Origin of the sequence: Terrabacter sp. Soil810, from assembly GCF_001429645.1 — a bacterium.
Classification (GTDB): Bacteria; Actinomycetota; Actinomycetes; order Actinomycetales; family Dermatophilaceae; genus Terrabacter.
This window is the reverse complement of record NZ_LMSW01000001.1, coordinates 813,881-830,699: the sequence shown is the minus strand read 5'-3', so window position 1 is coordinate 830,699 and position 16,819 is coordinate 813,881. Positions and strand designations below refer to the sequence as shown.

Sequence of the window (16,819 nt, the reverse complement as noted above, 5' to 3'; positions counted from 1 at the left end):
GGGCGTGCGTCGAGTCGGGACGCGGGCGTCACGTGAATCCGGACGAACCGGGCCGCATCGGGCGGTGCGCCGGACACGCGGTGGGCAGGTTTCGTCCTTCCGAATGATCCCCTCCACGAAACCACGCGGAAGGACGAAACCTGACGGCACCACCGAGACAACCCGTAGGGGTCACTCCCTCCCCTGACCAAGCGGGAGACCCCTGCGGTGCCGTCATCTGTATGACGTGCCGGGACCCATTTCATGACATGGTTTTCCGAAATGGGCAGAAATGCCGGAAATTGACGGAGATTTTCTTACGGAGCGGGACGCCGGACGCGACCGAGACCCTCGCCTTACCGCCACGAGACCCGCGGCATACCTGCCCAACGCGCCTCCCGCCCGTCGGCGTCCGCTGGCGGGGCCGGCCCGGTCAGCGCGTGGTGCGGGCGATCGCGAACGTGCGGGTGAAGGGGAAGAGCACGCCGAACGACCGCCGGGGGTATGCCGTCTCGAGCTCACGCTCGTAGTCCGCGACGAACGCGTCCCGCTCGTCGCCGTCGAGGACGCCGAGCACGGGCCGCAGGCCGGTGCCTCGCACCCACTCGAGCACCGGGTGTGGACCACCGGCCTCGGCGGTGAGCACGTGCTGGTAGGTCGTCTGCCACACGTCGACGTCGGCGGTGCGGTCGAGGAGGAGGGCGGCATACGTCGCAGGTCGGGCCACGGCCTGGGCTCGGTCGAGGCCCGGCCGCAGGTCGTCGGCCCGCGAGTGGCGAGCGGCGACCTCGCGCATGAGCCGGTGCGAGGGTGCGTCGAAGTTCGCGGGCACCTGCATCGCGAACGTGCCTCCGGGTGAGAGGCTCGCGAGCCAGGCAGGGATGAGGCGCAGGTGGCTGGGGACCCACTGGAGCGTGGCGTTCGTGACGAGGACGTCGACCGCGCCCCCGGACTCGGTGGGGTCCCAGTCCTCGGCCGTGGACTCGACCCACTCGACGCGGCCGTCGGTGTCGAGCGCGCGGGCGCGCTCGAGCATCTCGGGTGAGCTGTCGACCCCGACGATCGTGGCCTCGGGCCAGCGCTGGGCGAGCCCGAGCGTCAGCTCACCGGGGCCGCAGCCGAGGTCGACGACGAGCCGGGGGGCCTCGGTGTCGACGCGGGCCAGCAGGTCGGCGAAGGGACGGCCGCGGTGACCGGCGAAGACGGCGTACTGCCGCGGGTCCCAGGCCGCGTCGGCCGTGCGAGCGGCCGTGCCGGGCGCGACCGGCCCGTCGGGCACGGCCGGGTCGTCGGGTGCGACCCCTGCGGTCGTGGGCGGCGTGGTGGGTTCGGTCATGTCATCGTTCCGTTTCTTTCGATGTCAAGAGTCTTGACGGCGATTACAGTTGGGGTATGAGCGCCGACCGCAGGCCCGCCGACGACGTCGACGAGATCGTCGCTGCCTGGCGTCGGGAGCGCCCCGACCTCGACGTGTCGCCGCTCGAGGTCCTCTCGCGGGTCTCGCGCCTCGCTCGCCGTCTCGACCTCGCCCGCGGGTCGGCCTTCTCCGAGCACCTGCTCGACGGCTGGGCGTTCGACGTGCTGTCGGCTCTGCGCCGCGCGGGTGAGCCCTACGAGCTGTCCCCGGGCCAGCTCGTGCAGCAGACGCTCGTCACGTCGGGTACGATGACCAACCGCGTCGACCGTCTCGAGCGCAGCGGCTTCGTCGAGCGCCGCCCCGACCCGGGCGACCGACGCGGGGTGCTCGTGCGCCTGACCCCGGCGGGCCGCGACGTCGTCGACTCGGCGATGGCCGACCTCATCGAGCAGGAGAAGTCGTTGCTCTCGGAGCTGTCGGCGAGCGACCGCACGCAGCTCGCCGGACTGCTGCGGCGCATGCTGGCCCCGCTCGAGACGCGCGAGACGCGACGCGGCGACGGCCACGGCTGACGGCCTCACGCGCTCACCGCTCGGCCTGCTGGAACTCCAGCCGGTTGCCGACGGGGTCGGCGGTGTGGAAGCGGCGCAGCCCGGGGATGTTGTCGTCCCAGGTGACGGGTGCACCCGCCGCCCCGACGACCGCCGCGAGCGCCTCGACGTCGCCGACGGCGATCCCGGGGTGGGCCTTGCGCGCCGGGACGAAGCCGTCCTCGATGCCGACGTGCACCTCTGCCGACCCCGCCCGGAACCACGCACCGCCACGGGCGCGGAGCCGTTCGGGCTTGGCCACCTCGGTCATCCCGAGGACGCCGACGTAGAAGGCCCGCATGGCGTCCTCACACCCCGCGGGACCGGACACCTGGACGTGGTGCAGGAGCATCTCCATGCCCCAAAAGTATCTTGATATCAAGATACTTTCAAGGGTCTCGATGACGACGTTCCCAGGTCAGCCGACGACCTCGGCGGCCTCGAGCCACTCGAGCTCGAGGTCCTCGCGCTCGGCCACGACCGCCTGCAGCTTCGCGTTGAGGTCGGCGAGCGCCGCGGGATCCGTGGCCTTCTCGGCCATGTCACCGTGCAGGCGCTCCTCGCGGTCCTGGAGGCGCGAGAGCTGCTTCTCGATGCGCGCCATCACCTTGCGCGCCTCGCGCACCTCGGCCGGGCTCGCGCTCGTCGCCGGCTCAGGGCGTATGCCGTCCGGCCGGCTCGTCGCCGCAGCCGAGCCGCCGCCGGGGGCCGGGGCCGCAGCAGCCCGCGCCACCCGGGCCGCGATGTCCGCCGTGCGCAGCCGGAGGTACTCCTCGACACCGCCGGGCAGCTCGCGCACCTTGCCGTCACCGAGCAGCGCCAGCTGCTTGTCGGCCACCCGCTCGAGCAGGTAGCGGTCGTGGGAGACGACGACGAGGGTGCCGGCCCAGCCGTCGAGGACGTCCTCGAGGGAGGTGAGCGTCTCGATGTCGAGGTCGTTGGTCGGCTCGTCGAGAATGAGGACGTTCGGCTCGGTGAGCAGCAGCCGGGTCAGCTGGAGCCGGCGACGCTCGCCACCGCTGAGGTCACCGACGCGTGCCTGCTGGCGCCCGCCGGGGAAGCCGAGGCGCGTCGCGAGCTGGCTGGCGCTGATCTCCTTGTCGCCGAGGGTCGTCCACTGCTTGACGTCCTCGATGGCCTCGATGACGCGCCACTGCTCGAAGCGCTCGAGCTCGCGCACCTCCTGGGTCAGGTGGGCGATGGCGACGGTCTTGCCGATCTTGCGGCGACCGGCGTCCAGCGGGATCTCGCCCGTCAGGGCGCGCAACAGGGTCGACTTGCCGGCGCCGTTGACCCCGACGATGCCGATGCGCTGACCGGGTGCCAGTCGCCACGTCACGTGGTCGAGCAGCCGGCGCTCGTGCGGTGGCTCGCCGACGGACACGGTGGCGTCCTCGAGGTCGAGCACGTCCTTGCCGAGGCGGCGGCTCGCGAACGACGCGAGCTCGACGCTGTTGCGCGGGGCGGGCTCGTCGGCGATGAGGGCGTTCGCGGCGTCGATGCGGAACTTCGGCTTGCTCGTGCGAGCCGGTGCGCCGCGGCGCAGCCAGGCCAGCTCCTTGCGCATGAGGTTGGAGCGCCGGTCGGCGACGACCCCGGCGAGACGGTCCCGCTCGGCCTTCGCGAGGACGTAGGCGGCATACCCTCCCTCGAAGGCGCTGACCTTGCCGCCCTCGACCTCCCACGTGTACGTCGCGTAGGCGTCGAGGAACCAGCGGTCGTGCGTGATCGCGACGGTCGCGTTGCCGGGGCGCGGTCGCTTCGTCGCGAGGTGGTCGGCGAGCCAGGCGACCCCCTCGACGTCGAGGTGGTTGGTCGGCTCGTCGAGCAGGAGCAGCTCGGGGTCCGAGACGAGCAGCCGGGCGAGCGCGAGCCGCCGGCGCTCTCCACCGGACTTGGGGCCGACGCGGCTGTCGAGACCGCCGACGTTCTCGGCCTCGATGCCGCCGAGCAGCCCGGTCAGGACGTCGCGGATGCGGGGGTCGCCCGCCCACACGTGCTCGGGCAGGTCGCCGAGCACGGCCTCGCGGATCGTCCACTCGGGGTCGAGCGCGTCCTCCTGGGCGAGCATGCCGATGCGGATGCCGTCGGCGCCGCCCTGCTTGGTCGTGCGTCCGGAGTCGGCCTCCTGCAGGCCGGCCATGACACGCAGCAGCGTCGACTTGCCGCCGCCGTTGACGCCGACGACGCCGATGCGGTCGCCCGTGAGGACGCCGAGGCTCACGTCGTCGAGGACGTGGGACGTGCCGAAGACGAGGGAGACCCGTTCGAGGGAGATGAGGTTGGCCATCGCTGACTGACCCTATGTGCTCCAGCCCCTTGCGCCGAACGCGGCGTTCGGTGGCGAACTCGGTGCTCGAGCAGCGCGTTCGCGATCGAACGCCGCGTTCGGCGGGGAGGAGGCGGGGTGCCTGCGGCGTGGGACGGAGTGCTCACTCGAGGTGGCGCGGGGTGGCGACGACGTGCGCGCCGTGGACCGGGCCCTTGGCGCGACGCAGGTCGCGGCACAGGTCGGAGGCGGCGAGCGACACCGACAGGTCGAGGCTGGCCTCGTGGCTCTCGGTGAGGAAGGCGACCGTGGGCCCGGAGCCCGACACGATCCCGCCGAGCGCGCCGAACTCGACGCCCGCGTCGCGCAGCTCGCGCAGCTGCGGTCGCAGCGAGAAGGCGGCCGGCTCGAGGTCGTTGTGCAGGGCGGCGCCGAGCGCCCCGGGGTCGCCGGAGCGCAGCGCCGCCATCAGCGCGGCGCTGACCTGGGGCTCGGGCACGTCGACGCCGTCACGTTCGCGCAGACGGTCGCACTCGGCATACACCTCCGGGGTCGACAGACCCGTGTCGCTGATGGCGAAGACCCAGTGGAAGGTGCCGCGCGCCAGGACGGGGGCGAGCTGCTCGCCGCGGCCCGAACCCATGGCGTTGCCGCCGGAGAGGATGAACGGGACGTCGCTGCCGAGGGTCGCAGCCAGCTCGGCCAGCTCGTCGCGGTCGAGACCGAGGCCCCACAGCTGGTCGCAGGCGACGAGGGCCGCGGCGGCGTCGGCCGAGCCGCCGGCCATCCCACCCGCGACCGGGATGTCCTTGTCGATGCGGATCGAGAGGCACTCGTCGACGTCCCAGCGGTCGGCGACGAGGCGGGCGGCGCGGACGGCGAGGTTGTCGCCGTCCGTGGGGATGCGGTCGGCGTACGAGCCGGCCGCGACGACCTGCCACTCGTCCCAGCGCGCGACCGAGACCTCGTCGTGCAGCGAGACCGCCTGGTAGACGGTCGCGAGCGCGTGGTAGCCGTCAGGCCGCCGAGGACCGACGCGCAGCTCGAGGTTGACCTTGGCCGGGACGCGCACGGTCACGGCGCCGGGCAGGGTCGGAGCGACAGTCATGCGCCCACCCTATGGTCCGACCGGCCGGCGTCAGGACGTATGGCCCCGACGGCGTCCGCGCGGCTCCGGCGGACCCACATCGGCCGGACGGGCCTCGGCGATCCGGGCGAAGGTCGTGATGTCGAGCTGCTCGCCGCGCGTGCGGGGGTCGACCCCTGCGGTGACGAGGGCCTGCTCCGCGGCGTCCGGCGAGCCCGCCCACGACGCGAGGGCGCCACGCAGGGACTTGCGTCGCTGGAGGAACGCCGCGTCGATGCAGCGGAAGACGTCCTCACGGCTCGCCGTCGTCTTCGGCGGCTTGCGACGGCGCAGCGCGACGAGGCCGGAGTCGACGTTGGGGGCCGGCCAGAAGACGTTGCGCCCGACGCGCCCGGCCAGCTCGACGTCGGCGTACCACGCCGCCTTGAGGCTCGGGACGCCGTAGATCTTGCTGCCCGGCTTGGCCGCGAGCCGTTCGGCGACCTCGAGCTGCACCATGACGAGGACGCGCTCGATCGTCGGGAAGTACTGGAGGAAGGAGAGCACGACCGGCACCGAGATGTTGTAGGGCAGGTTGGCGACGAGGGCCGTGGGGTCGGGACCGGGGAGCCTGGTGACCGTCAGCGCGTCGGCGGCGACGAGGCGCAGCTTGTCGGCGTTCTCCGGCTGGAGCGAGCGGACCGTCTCCTCCAGGGCGCCCGCGAGCCGCGGGTCCACCTCGACGGCCGTGACGTGCTTGACGACGGGCAGGAGCGCGAGGGTGAGCGAGCCGAGCCCGGGGCCGACCTCGACGACGACGTCGTGCGGACCGACGCCCGCGACCCGGACGATCTTGCGCACCGTGTTGGCGTCGACGACGAAGTTCTGGCCCCACTGCTTCGTCGGTCGCACCTCGAGGCGCTCGGCGAGCTCGCGCACCTGCGCCGCGCCGAGGAGCGCGGCATCGGCGACGTCCGGCGCGTCCTTCTTGCTCATGCGCTCACCCTATGGCGCCCCGGCGGATGGCGTATGCCGCGTGGCCCGGTGTCGCGCGTCCGCCCCCGGGCGCCCGGTCCCCGGGCACTCGCGTGCCCCGGCTTGCTCGTGTGACCGCGGGGCCACCCGACGGGACGAGGCCCCCGACCGTGATGGTCGGGGGCCTCGTCGAAACGTGCTGGTGCTGTGCGGCTGGGTCAGCCACAGCCCCACTGCGACGTGCCGTTGTCGGCGTAGACGCGGTTGGCCACGGTGATCTGCTGCTCACGCGAGGCGAGGTCGGCGCGCGACGCGAAGTCGCCGCCACCGTAGGCGAGCCACGTGGAGGTGAGGAACTGCAGGCCTCCGTAGTAGCCGTTGCCGGTGTTGATGTGCCAGTTACCGGTGGACTCGCACTGGGCGATGCTGTCCCACATGGCGGCGTGGGCCAGGTTGATGCCCCCGCCAGAGCTGGAGCCGCCGGTGCTGCCGGTGCTGCCGGTGCTCGTCGTGCTGGGAGCGGCGGCCGGGCGGGCCTTGGTGCCGACCAGCAGGATGCGGTCGACCGGGGCCTTGGTGATCTTCGACGAGAGCTTCTTGGTGGAGACGACCTTGCCGTCGACGACCGTGGTGCGGACCGTCACGGTGCGCACACCGGCGACGCCGGCACGCGAGACCTTGGTCTGGTCGGTGTAGAGGTCGCTCGTCTTCTTCTTCGTCGTGCCGAAGGCGATGGCCTCGTTGACCTTCTTGTCCTTGGTCTGCACGCGCTGGACCGCGACCTTGGCACCTGACGTGAGGCGGGTCGTGACCGGCGGGTTGACCTTGTCGACCTTGCCGAGGCGGACACCGAGCTGGGTCAGCGCCTCGCCGACGGTGGCCGCGGCGATGGTCTTCGTCGTCGTCTTGCCGTCGACGGTGACCGTCACGGCCTTGGGGGTGACGACGCTGACGGCGAGCCCCTGGCGACCGATGGTCTGCGAACGGGACACGGACAGGCGGGCACCCTCGCCGCGGAGGCCGAGCGCGAGGAGCGCCCCGTCGACCGTGGTCTCGGTGGTGCGCACCTGACGGGTCTTGCCGTCGACCGTGAGGGTCAGCAGGCGGGCGTACTTCACGGTGATGGTGTCGCCGTCGCTGACGGGGGCGTCTGCGGCGGGGACGACGACGTCGCCCGGCCTCACGGCGATCCCCTGGTCGTCGAGGACGTCACCGACGGTGCTGCCGAAGACGTGGGCCGAGCTCGTCGTGCCGTCCACCGAGAGGTTGACGGCCTTGTCGAGCTGGGTCGCGCCGACGGCGCCACCGGTGAGGACGACGGCCGCGCCAGCGGCGGCCAGGATCTTGGCGTTGCGAGAAATCAAAACACTCCGAACGTCGAACGACCCGGGTGCAACGCGCTCTCGATCCGTCCTCCTCACGTCGTCGGGAAGAGGTCGATGCGGGGTGGCAACCGGCCAACAGTCCACCAATGTGGCCGACACTCCATGGAAAGGTCAAATTTCGGTAACGGAGGCCGGTGTCGGTGGACGGGGCGTTCTGTGGTGCGCTAGGAGCTTTGCCCGGTTCGCTCCGCACCCCAGGGACCGTAGACCCGCTCGCTGTTGTCGGACACCGCGCGGCACAGTGCCGGGACGTCGATGTTGAGCACCGCGGCCATCGCCCGGACGGTCACCGGCACGAGGAACGAGGCGTTGGTCGCACCCCGGTGCGGCGCAGGCGCGAGGTAGGGGGCGTCGGTCTCGACGAGGATGCGGTCGAGCGGGACGGCGGTCAGCGCGTCGCGCAGGCCGCGCGCGTTCTTGAAGGTGAGGGTGCCGGCGAAGCTGAGGTGGTAGCCGCGGTCGACGCACTCGCGAGCCATGGCCAGGTCGCCCGAGAAGCAGTGCAGGACCGTGTGCTCGGGCGCGCCCTCCTCCTCGAGGATCCGCAGCACGTCGTCGTGGGCGTCGCGGTCATGGATCTGCAGCGCCTTGCCGAGACGCTTGGCGAGGTCGATGTGCCAGCGGAAGCCGTCCTGCTGGACGGGGATCCCCTCGGGACCGGTGCGGAAGTAGTCGAGCCCGGTCTCGCCGATGACGCGGATGCGGTCGTGGGCCGCGCAGCGCTCGACCTCGGCATAGGCCTCCTCGAGACGCCCAGCCGCGGCGAGCCGAGGAATCTCGTTGGGGTGCAAGGCGATTCCACCGACCAGTTCGTCGTGCGCGTCGATGGCGTCCATGGTGAAGCGGATCCCGTCGAGGTCGCAGCCGACCTGGACGAGCCGGGTCACGCCGACGGCGCGGGCCGCCTTGATCGCGTCGGCGACGTCGAACGGCTCGTCCCCCTCACGCGTGATGTCGAGGTGGACGTGGTTGTCGACGACGTCGATGGGCAGCGGGTCCGGCGGGGTGTCCGGCAGGCCACGCTGCCCCGACGCCTGCGGGCTCATGCGGTCGGTGCCTCGTCGGCGCGCGCACCGGCCGCGGCGGCCGCAGCACCGCCCTTCGGCTTGCCCATCTTCGGTGCCGCGAGGGGGTCGGTGTGGTGGCGGGTGCCGCCCGGCCCCGAGTCGCCCAGCCGCGCCCGCTCGTCCTCGATGACCTGCTCGGGGTCGAGCTTGACGAAGACGCCCGTGGGCTTGGCCATCGGCGTCCCGACGACGACGGGCCGCGACTCCCAGCGCGGCGTCGAGGTGTACTCGCCCGTGATGATCGGGTAGCTCCGGGCGTCGTCGTCGAGGTCCGGGACGACCTCCAGACGAGGCATCGGCATGAGCTCGCCGTCACCCCCGAGGACCGCGTGGACGCGGTTCGCCGCATGGGGCAGGAACGGTGAGATGAGCGTATTGATATCCGAGACGGCCTGCGCCAGCGTGTGCAGCACCGTCGACAGCCGCTCGCGCTGGTCGTCGCCCTTGAGCTTGAACGGCTCGGTCCTCGAGACGTACGCGTTGGCCTCGCCGACGACGCGCATGACCTCGGCCAGGGCGGCCTTCTGCCGGTGCCGCTCGAGCGAGGCACCGACGGTCGCGAACGCACCCCGCACGGTGGCCAGCAGCTCCTCGTCGACGGGCTCGACGGCATACGCCCTCGGGATCTCGCCGAAGTTCTTGGCGATCATCGCGGCCGTGCGGTTGACGAGGTTGCCCCAGCCGGCCACGAGCTCGCTGTTGTTGCGCTGCACGAACTCGGCCCACGAGAAGTCGGCGTCCTGGTTCTCCGGGCCAGCCGCGCAGATGAAGTAGCGGATCGGGTCCGGGCCGTAGCGGGCGATGATGTCCTGGACGTAGATGACGTGCTTGCGGCTCGTCGAGAACTGCTTGCCCTCGAGGGTCAGGAACTCGGAGGCCACGACCTCGGTGGGCAGGTTGAGGTCGCCGTACTCGCCGGGCTCGCCGCCCTTGTCGCCGCGCCCGGCGTAGCCGAGGAGCTCCGCCGGCCAGATCTGGCTGTGGAAGGTGATGTTGTCCTTGCCCTGGAAGTAGTACGACACGGCCGACGGGTCGTTCCACCACTCGCGCCAGCGCTCCGGGGCACCGATCCGGCGGGCCCACTCGATGGACGCCGAGAGGTAGCCGATGACGGCGTCGAACCAGACGTAGAGGCGCTTGCTCGGGTTGTCCTCCCAGCCCTCGAGCGGGATCGGGATCCCCCAGTCGATGTCGCGGGTCATCGCGCGCGGGCGGACGTCCTTGAGGAGGTTCTTGGAGAACTTGATGACGTTGGGGCGCCACGTGCCCGACGCCTCGCGTCCGTCGAGCCACTCGCCCAGGGCGCCGGCGAGGGCGGGCAGGTCGAGGAAGAAGTGCTGCGTCTCGATGAACTCGGGCGTCTCGCCGTTGATCTTGCTGCGCGGGTCGATCAGCTCGTCGGCGTCGAGCTGGTTGCCGCAATTGTCGCACTGGTCGCCCCGCGCCTCGGCGTAGCCGCAGATCGGGCAGGTGCCCTCGATGTAGCGGTCGGGCAGGGTGCGGCCGGTCGACGGGCTGATGGCGCCGCGCGTGGTCTGCTCGATCATGTAGCCGTTGGCGTGGACCTGGCGGAACATCTCCTGCACGACGGCGTAGTGGTTGCGCGTCGTCGTGCGGGTGAAGAGGTCGTAGGACAGGCCGAGGTCGGCGAGGTCCTGGGCGATGACCGCGTTGTACTTGTCGACGAGCTCCTGCGGCGTCAGGCCCTCCTCCTCGGCGAGGACGAGGATCGGCGTGCCGTGCTCGTCGGTGCCGGACACCATGAGGACGTCGTGCCCGGCCATCCGCATGTACCTGCTGAAGACGTCGGAGGGCACACCGAAACCGGCCACGTGGCCGATGTGGCGCGGGCCGTTGGTGTACGGCCAGGCGACGGCAGACAGGACATGGCTCATGGCGAGCAATCCTAGGCGGGCACGCGGTGCCGCCGCGCACGAGTATGCCGCCGCCCCGGGCACCGGGCTCCGGCCGTGGGCGGCTGTCGGCTTCCTTCTAGCGCGAGGTGGCCTCGTGCGGGTACGACAGAGGTATGACTGGACACATCGCAGAGGCAGAGGTCATCGTCGCCGCGTCGCCGCGTGCCGTCTGGGGCGCCCTGACGGACCCGGAGCAGGTGAGGTCGTGGATGGCCGGCACCACCCTGACCACCGACTGGGAGGTCGGCAGCCCGATCACGTGGCAGGGCGAGATGGACGGGAAGTCCTACGAGGACAAGGGAGAGGTGCTCGAGGTCGAGGAGGGCCACCGCCTCTCGATGACCCACTACAGCCCGCTCATGGGTCAGGAGGACCGGCCCGAGAACTACCACACGGTGACCTACACGCTGACTCCGACGAGGGACGGTCGCACGACCCTGGCCCTCGAGCAGGACGGCAACGACTCGCAGGAGCAGGCCGACCAGTTCTCCCAGAGCTGGCAGGGCATGCTCGAGTCCCTGAAGTCCACCGTCGAGTCGGCCTGACACCCCGGCTCCTCACGGGCGGCGGTGCGCCACCACGAGATCGGCGCCGACCCGAACGGGTCGGCGCCGATGGCGTCCGGTGGTGCTGATCAGCCGAGACGAGCCTCGAGCGAGATCGGCACGGCCTTGAGGGCCTGGCTCACGGGGCAGTTGGCCTTGGCGTCCTCGGCGGCGGCCTGGAAGTCCTCGGCCGAGATGCCGGGCACGTCGGCGACGACGCTCAGCGCGATCTCCGTGATGCCCGTGCCCGGGACGAACGTGACGTTCGCCGTGGTGTCGAGCGTGGTCGGGGGCGTTCCGGCCTTGGCGAGGCCGTTCGACAGCGCCATCGAGTAGCACGAGGAGTGCGCCGCGGCGATGAGCTCCTCGGGGCTCGTCCTGCCGTTCGCCGCCTCCGCCCGCGAGGGCCAGTTGACGTCGTAGGTGCCGATGCCCGAGCTCTCGAGGCTGACCTGGCCGGAGCCCTCGAAGAGGGAGCCCTCCCAGTGTGTGCTGGCGGTGCGAGTGGTGCCCATGCCTTGCTCCTTCGCTGTGCTGTCGACTCGGCCGGACCGTCGCCGGCCTCCGGAGGGGGAACGACAGCAGCCTTGCCCGCTGTTCCCCGCTGGGCAAGGGGTTCGCCTGTCGAGACGCGCCGCAGGAGGCGCGGCCGCGGCGGTCAGCGCGCGGCGAGCGACGCGTCGTAGAGCGCCTTCTTGGACAGGCCGGTGCGCGACGCGACGTCGGCCGCGACGTCCTTGAGCCGCTCCCCCGCCTCCACCCGCGTGCGTATGCCGGCGACGGCCTCCTCGAGGGACGGCACCACCCGCTCGGCACCGGCCACGACGACCGTGATCTCGCCCTTGACGCCGCCCTCGGCCCAGGCGACGAGCTCGTCGAGCGTGCCGCGCCGGACCTCCTCGTAGGTCTTCGTCAGCTCGCGGCACACGGCCGCCCTGCGGTCGGCGCCGAACGCGTCCCGCATCGCCGCGAGGGTCTCGGCCAGCCGGTGGGGCGCCTCGAAGAACACGATGGTGCGGCGCTCGTCCGCGACCTCGGCGAGGACCTTGGCCTTCTCACCCGGCTTGCGCGGTAGGAAGCCGTCGAAGCAGAACCGGTCGACGGGCAGCCCCGAGACCGCCAGCGCCATGAGGACCGCGCTCGGCCCGGGAACGCACGTCACGCGTACGCCCGCCTCCACCGCGGCGGCGACGAGGCGGTAGCCGGGGTCGGAGACGGACGGCATACCGGCGTCGGTGACGACGACGACGCGCTCCCCGGCGACGAGCCGGGAGACGAGGTCGGGCGTACGCGCCGCCTCGTTGTGCTCGTGGTAGCTGACGACGGACCCGCTCGGCGTGACGGCGAGGTCGGCGAGCAGGCGGCGCAGGCGACGCGTGTCCTCGGCCGCGACGACGTCCGCGGTCGCGAGCTCCTGCGCCAGCCGGGGCGCCGCGTCCCGGGGGTCGCCGATGGGCGTGGCCGCGAGGACGAGGGTGCCGGGGGTCATGCCGTCATCCTCGCAGGGACGCCGCTTCGGTCCCCGCGAGACGCGACCGCCGCGCCACCGACCACGTGGCGGACCGTCTCGGCACAGGCCGACGACGGGCGCGACAAACCGTCCACCTGGTGGACGTCGGTGTCCACGGAGCGGTCCCCATCGTGGACTCGAAACGCCTCCGAAACCTCGAGGCGGTACGACAGACCCATGACCAGTCAGGGCCACGCCACGACCGAGCAGCTCCTCGAGGCCGACCGGCGCGAGCCGAACGCCGCGACGTTCGCCTCCGGCGTCTCGTCGGCGCAGCAGCACGCGGCGCTCCGGGCGTCCGTGCGACAGCTGGGCGCGCTGCTCGGCGAGGCGCTCGAACGCCACGAGGGCGCCGACCTGCTCGCGCTCGTCGAGAAGGTGCGCGGCCTGGCCCGGGAGCCCGAGGACGACGAGCTGCGTGCGCTGCTCGAGGGCGTCGACGCGCCGACCGCCGTCGTCCTGGCCCGCGCCTTCACCGCCTACTTCCAGCTCGTCAACGTCACCGAGCAGCTGCACCGCTGGCAGGAGCTGAGCGCCGTCGAGAAGACGCCGCTGGCCGCGACCGTCGGGCGCATCGGTGCCGCCCTCGAGGCCGGCACCCTCGAGCGGGACGAGCTGGAGACCATCCTGGGCCGTCTGGAGTACCGCCCCGTCTTCACGGCGCACCCTACCGAGGCGACGCGGCGCACCGTGCTCAACCTGCTCCGGCGGATCGCCGTGACGGTCGATGAGCTCGAGGACCCCCGCCGACCCGTGTCGGACGGTCCGCGGGCCGAGCGACGGCTGGCCGAGCTCGTCGACATGATGTGGCAGACCGACGAGCTGCGGATCGTCCGGCCCGAGCCCACCGACGAGGCCCGCACCGCCATGCACACCCTCCGCTTCCTCGCCGACCAGGTGGTGCCCGACCTGCTCGCCGAGCTCGACCGGACGCTCGCAGGCATCGGCGTGGAGCTGCCGCCCTCGGCCCGGCCCCTGCGCTTCGGCGCCTGGGCGGGCGGCGACCGCGACGGCAACCCCAACGTCACCCCCGAGGTCACCCTCGAGGTGATCGGCATGCAGCACGACGCCGGCCTCGCCGAGCTCGTCGAGAAGCTCGACCACATGCTCCACGAGCTGTCGTCGTCGACACGCTTCGTCGACGTCACCGACGCGATGCGCGAGAGCCTCGAGCGGGACGCGCAGGCCCTGCCGGTGACCTACGCCGCCGTGCGCCGGCTCAACGCCGAGGAGCCCTACCGGCTCAAGCTCAGCTTCGTGCGGGTCCGCCTCCTGCGCACCCGTGACCGGCTCACCCACGGCACCCCGCACGAGCCCGGACGCGACTACACCGGTTTCGACGAGCTGCTCGACGACCTCGTGCTCATGCGCGAGTCGATGCTCGCGGCCGGGGACACGCTCACGGCGGACGGGGCCATCCTGCGGCTCATCCGCACCGCGGTCGCCACCGGCACCGGCCTCGCGACGCTCGACGTGCGGGAGCACAGCGCCAAGCACCACGCCGCCCTCGCCGAGCTCTACGACCGCATCGGCGGACTCGACACCCCCTACGACGAGCTCGACCACGCGGCACGCATCGAGCTGCTCTCGCGGGAGATGGCCTCGCGCCGGCCGCTCACCGGCGTCGGCGTCCACGACGTCGGTGACTCCGCGTCGGCCTCACTGTCGCTTATGACCGCCATCGGGCGCGCGCTAGACACCTACGGCCCGGAAACGGTCGAGACCTACATCGTGTCGATGACCCACGACGTCGACGACCTCTTCGCCGTCGTCGTCCTGGCCCGCGAGGCGGGGCTCGTCGACACCGGCACCGACACGACGCCCGCCACCGCCCGCATCGGCTTCGCCCCGCTCTTCGAGACCGTCGCCGAGCTCGAGGCCGCCGGACCGCTGCTCGACGCTCTGCTCTCCGACCCGTCGTACCGCCGCGTCGTCGCGGCCCGCGGCGACGTGCAGGAGATCATGCTCGGCTACTCGGACTCCTCGAAGGACGCGGGAATCGCGGCGTCCCAGTGGCAGATCCACCGGGCGCAGCGCGCGCTGCGGGACGTGGCACGCCAGCACGGCGTCGTCCTGCGGCTCTTCCACGGACGAGGCGGTTCGGTCGGACGCGGCGGCGGCCCAACCGGCGAGGCGATCCTCTCCCAGCCGTACGGCAGCCTCGACGGTCCGATCAAGATCACCGAGCAGGGCGAGGTCATCAGCGACAAGTACACGCTGCCGGGACTCGCGCGCTTCAACCTCGAGGTCGCGCTGGCCGCGGTGCTCGAGGCCTCCGTCCTGCACCGGAGGTCACTGCTGCCGCAGGACCTCCTCGACGGCTGGAACGGCACCATGGACCTCGTCGCCGGCCGCGGACAGGACGCCTACCGCACCCTGGTGCGCGACCCAGGGCTGGTGCCCTTCTTCGTGTCGGCGACGCCCGTCGACGAGCTGGGCAAGATGAACATCGGCTCGCGGCCCTCCAAGCGACCCGGCGGCGAAGGCGGTCTCGACGACCTCCGGGCCATCCCCTGGGTCTTCGGCTGGACCCAGTCGCGGATCATCCTGCCGGGCTGGTTCGGCGTCGGCTCCGGCCTCGCCGCCGCGCGGGAGGACGGCCGGGAGAAGACGCTGCGCGAGATGTACGGCTCGTGGGCCTTCTTCCGCACGTTCCTCTCCAACGTCCAGATGACGCTCGCGAAGTCGGAACTCGACATCGCAGCGGGCTACGTGCGGGCGCTGGTGCCCGACGACGTGGCCGGGGTCTTCGACACGATCCGTGAGGAGCATGCCCGCACCGTCGAGGAGGTGCTCCGCGTCACCGGCCAGAAGGAGCTGCTCGAGTCGGCGCCCGTCCTGCGTCGCACGCTCGACCTGCGTGACAGCTATCTCGCGCCGCTGCACGCACTGCAGACCTCGCTGCTCGCGCGGTCGCGGGCCGTGCCCGACGACGCCGAGCCGGACGCCGACGTGCAGCGGGCGCTGCTGCTGACGATCAACGGCATCGCCGCGGGGCTGCGCAACACCGGCTGACCACGTATGCCGTGCGGTTGCAACGGCGCCACGGCGCCGTTGCGGCGCCGTTGCGGCGCCGTTGCGGCCCCGCTTCGGGGCCCGATGACGACTGGAACTGCGCCACGGCGCGGTTCCGGTGTCAGCCGGTGGTCGGGTCGCCGGCGGCGCGGAGCATCCGGGCGGCCTGCTCGCGCATGGTCTCGCGCAGCTCGGGCGGCTCGAGCACGGTCATCTCCCACGGCAGGGCACCGATGTGCATGGCCATGGCGCCCAGGTGGTTGCCACCGGCCTCGAAGATGCAGCGGTCGGGGCCGTCGGACGTCACGGTGCCGACCGATGGCGGAATCTGCTTCTCCACCAAGGACTTCGGTGCCTCGATGCGCACCCGCGCGACGTGGTCATAGGCGCCGCGGCTGATCGAGCGCTGCACGTACGCGGCCGCGTCGGGCGCCTCGCGCGGGGTGAAGCGCCACCCGCGAGCCCCGGCGTCGGCCATGCGGTCGAGCCGGAACGTGCGCCAGTCCTCGCGGTCGAGGTCGTAGGCGAGGAGATACCACCGGCGTCCGGTGGCGACGAGGCGGTAGGGCTCGACCTGGCGTTCCCCCGAACCGCGCGGGCCGGCATACGCGAAGGTGACGCGCTCGGTCTCACGGCAGGCGCGGGCGAGCAGCAGGAGGGTGGCGGCGTCGACGGTCGCCGCCCCGCTGTCGAGCGTGACGGTGGCCTCGTGGATGGCTTCGACCTGTGCGCGGAGCCGACCCGGCAGCACCTGGTCGAGCTTGGCGAGCGTCCGCACCGCGGCCTCCCCCAGCCCCTCGACCGTGCCCCCGGCCGCGAGTCGGAGGCACACGGCGACGGCGACCGCCTCCGTGTCGTCGAGCAGGAGCGGTGGCAGCCGGCGGCCGGCGCCGAGCTGGTAGCCCCCTCCGGCTCCGTGGGCGGCGTTGACGGGGTAGCCGAGGTCGCGCAGGCGCTCGACGTCGCGGCGCACGCTGCGCGTCGTGACGCCGAGCCGGTCGGCGAGCTCGGTGCCGCTCCAGACGGGTCGGCTCTGGAGCAGGTCGAGCAGCCGGAGCACGCGGGCCGTCGTGCCGGTGCCGCCGTCGGACGTCGTGGACATGATGCCAGCATGACAGCCTCTGCGGACAGAATCTGTCCTATAT

At 72.1% G+C, this 16,819-nt stretch carries 14 protein-coding genes; 3 read left to right on the top strand and 11 right to left on the bottom strand.

Annotation, left to right across the window (positions count from 1 at the left end; all coding sequences use genetic code 11):
- Positions 1 to 412: 412 nt before the first annotated feature.
- Entirely contained in the window at positions 413 to 1,315 is a 903-nt protein-coding gene (locus ASG96_RS03780) for a methyltransferase domain-containing protein (protein WP_082591591.1), read from the bottom strand.
- Between the two features lie 56 nt (positions 1,316 to 1,371).
- Between ASG96_RS03780 and ASG96_RS03775 the strand changes: the two genes are divergently transcribed.
- On the top strand, positions 1,372 to 1,908 hold the full coding sequence (locus ASG96_RS03775) for a MarR family winged helix-turn-helix transcriptional regulator (protein WP_056760482.1): 537 nt from the start codon (positions 1,372 to 1,374) through the stop codon (positions 1,906 to 1,908).
- A gap of 13 nt (positions 1,909 to 1,921) precedes the next feature.
- Here the strand turns inward: ASG96_RS03775 and ASG96_RS03770 are convergent, their stop codons facing one another.
- The 7 genes from ASG96_RS03770 to metG all read right to left on the bottom strand — a co-directional run bounded on the left by ASG96_RS03770 (position 1,922) and on the right by metG (position 10,583).
- Positions 1,922 to 2,284: a VOC family protein gene (locus tag ASG96_RS03770; protein ID WP_056760477.1), complete on the bottom strand. Its 363-nt coding sequence runs from the start codon at positions 2,282 to 2,284 to the stop codon at positions 1,922 to 1,924.
- Between the two features lie 60 nt (positions 2,285 to 2,344).
- Positions 2,345 to 4,216, bottom strand: a complete 1,872-nt coding sequence (locus ASG96_RS03765; RefSeq protein WP_057586651.1) for an ABC-F family ATP-binding cassette domain-containing protein — start codon at positions 4,214 to 4,216, stop codon at positions 2,345 to 2,347.
- A 142-nt stretch (positions 4,217 to 4,358) separates the two neighbouring features.
- Positions 4,359 to 5,303, bottom strand: a complete 945-nt coding sequence (locus ASG96_RS03760; RefSeq protein ID WP_056760469.1) for a 4-(cytidine 5'-diphospho)-2-C-methyl-D-erythritol kinase — start codon at positions 5,301 to 5,303, stop codon at positions 4,359 to 4,361.
- 30 nt (positions 5,304 to 5,333) lie between these two features.
- Positions 5,334 to 6,257 carry a 16S rRNA (adenine(1518)-N(6)/adenine(1519)-N(6))-dimethyltransferase RsmA gene (gene rsmA / locus ASG96_RS03755; RefSeq protein WP_056760466.1) on the bottom strand — a complete coding sequence of 308 codons (924 nt, stop codon included), beginning with the start codon at positions 6,255 to 6,257 and terminating at the stop codon, positions 5,334 to 5,336.
- A gap of 197 nt (positions 6,258 to 6,454) precedes the next feature.
- Positions 6,455 to 7,600, bottom strand: a complete 1,146-nt coding sequence (locus ASG96_RS24525; protein WP_057586649.1) for a resuscitation-promoting factor — start codon at positions 7,598 to 7,600, stop codon at positions 6,455 to 6,457.
- 185 nt (positions 7,601 to 7,785) lie between these two features.
- Positions 7,786 to 8,667 (bottom strand): TatD family hydrolase, encoded by an 882-nt coding sequence (locus ASG96_RS03745; RefSeq protein WP_057586647.1) that lies wholly within the window; start codon positions 8,665 to 8,667, stop codon positions 7,786 to 7,788.
- A complete protein-coding gene (gene metG, locus ASG96_RS03740; protein WP_057586646.1) occupies positions 8,664 to 10,583 on the bottom strand; it encodes a methionine--tRNA ligase in 1,920 nt (639 codons plus the stop codon). The genes ASG96_RS03745 and metG overlap by 4 nt, the downstream gene beginning before the upstream one ends.
- A 134-nt stretch (positions 10,584 to 10,717) precedes the next feature.
- Here metG and ASG96_RS03735 point away from each other — a divergent pair, with 134 nt between their 5' ends.
- Positions 10,718 to 11,149 (top strand): SRPBCC domain-containing protein, encoded by a 432-nt coding sequence (locus ASG96_RS03735; RefSeq protein WP_056760455.1) that lies wholly within the window; start codon positions 10,718 to 10,720, stop codon positions 11,147 to 11,149.
- A gap of 89 nt (positions 11,150 to 11,238) precedes the next feature.
- Here ASG96_RS03735 and ASG96_RS03730 read toward each other — a convergent pair whose 3' ends face one another.
- A complete protein-coding gene (locus tag ASG96_RS03730) occupies positions 11,239 to 11,664 on the bottom strand; it encodes an OsmC family protein (protein ID WP_056760451.1) in 426 nt (141 codons plus the stop codon).
- 143 nt (positions 11,665 to 11,807) lie between these two features.
- Positions 11,808 to 12,638, bottom strand: coding sequence for a 16S rRNA (cytidine(1402)-2'-O)-methyltransferase (gene rsmI, locus ASG96_RS03725; RefSeq protein WP_057586644.1), 831 nt, complete (start codon positions 12,636 to 12,638; stop codon positions 11,808 to 11,810).
- Between the two features lie 198 nt (positions 12,639 to 12,836).
- Between rsmI and ppc the strand changes: the two genes are divergently transcribed.
- Positions 12,837 to 15,674, top strand: coding sequence for a phosphoenolpyruvate carboxylase (gene ppc, locus ASG96_RS03715; protein WP_057586640.1), 2,838 nt, complete (start codon positions 12,837 to 12,839; stop codon positions 15,672 to 15,674).
- A 121-nt stretch (positions 15,675 to 15,795) separates the two neighbouring features.
- On the opposite strand, the gene ASG96_RS03710 is transcribed toward ppc, so the two are convergent.
- Positions 15,796 to 16,776, bottom strand: a complete 981-nt coding sequence (locus ASG96_RS03710; RefSeq protein WP_057586638.1) for a YafY family protein — start codon at positions 16,774 to 16,776, stop codon at positions 15,796 to 15,798.
- Positions 16,777 to 16,819: the final 43 nt, after the last annotated feature.

Bases quoted from the DNA above. Each gene is read 5' to 3' on its own strand.
- ASG96_RS03780 (WP_082591591.1), bottom strand. From the start codon at position 1,315: ATGACCGAACCCACCACGCCGCCCACGACCGCAGGGGTCGCACCCGAC.
- ASG96_RS03775 (WP_056760482.1), top strand. From the start codon at position 1,372: ATGAGCGCCGACCGCAGGCCCGCCGACGACGTCGACGAGATCGTCGCT.
- ASG96_RS03770 (WP_056760477.1), bottom strand. From the start codon at position 2,284: ATGGAGATGCTCCTGCACCACGTCCAGGTGTCCGGTCCCGCGGGGTGT.
- ASG96_RS03765 (WP_057586651.1), bottom strand. From the start codon at position 4,216: ATGGCCAACCTCATCTCCCTCGAACGGGTCTCCCTCGTCTTCGGCACG.
- ASG96_RS03760 (WP_056760469.1), bottom strand. From the start codon at position 5,303: ATGACTGTCGCTCCGACCCTGCCCGGCGCCGTGACCGTGCGCGTCCCG.
- rsmA (WP_056760466.1), bottom strand. From the start codon at position 6,257: ATGAGCAAGAAGGACGCGCCGGACGTCGCCGATGCCGCGCTCCTCGGC.
- ASG96_RS03745 (WP_057586647.1), bottom strand. From the start codon at position 8,667: ATGAGCCCGCAGGCGTCGGGGCAGCGTGGCCTGCCGGACACCCCGCCG.
- metG (WP_057586646.1), bottom strand. From the start codon at position 10,583: ATGAGCCATGTCCTGTCTGCCGTCGCCTGGCCGTACACCAACGGCCCG.
- ASG96_RS03735 (WP_056760455.1), top strand. From the start codon at position 10,718: ATGACTGGACACATCGCAGAGGCAGAGGTCATCGTCGCCGCGTCGCCG.
- ASG96_RS03730 (WP_056760451.1), bottom strand. From the start codon at position 11,664: ATGGGCACCACTCGCACCGCCAGCACACACTGGGAGGGCTCCCTCTTC.
- rsmI (WP_057586644.1), bottom strand. From the start codon at position 12,638: ATGACCCCCGGCACCCTCGTCCTCGCGGCCACGCCCATCGGCGACCCC.
- ppc (WP_057586640.1), top strand. From the start codon at position 12,837: ATGACCAGTCAGGGCCACGCCACGACCGAGCAGCTCCTCGAGGCCGAC.
- ASG96_RS03710 (WP_057586638.1), bottom strand. From the start codon at position 16,776: ATGTCCACGACGTCCGACGGCGGCACCGGCACGACGGCCCGCGTGCTC.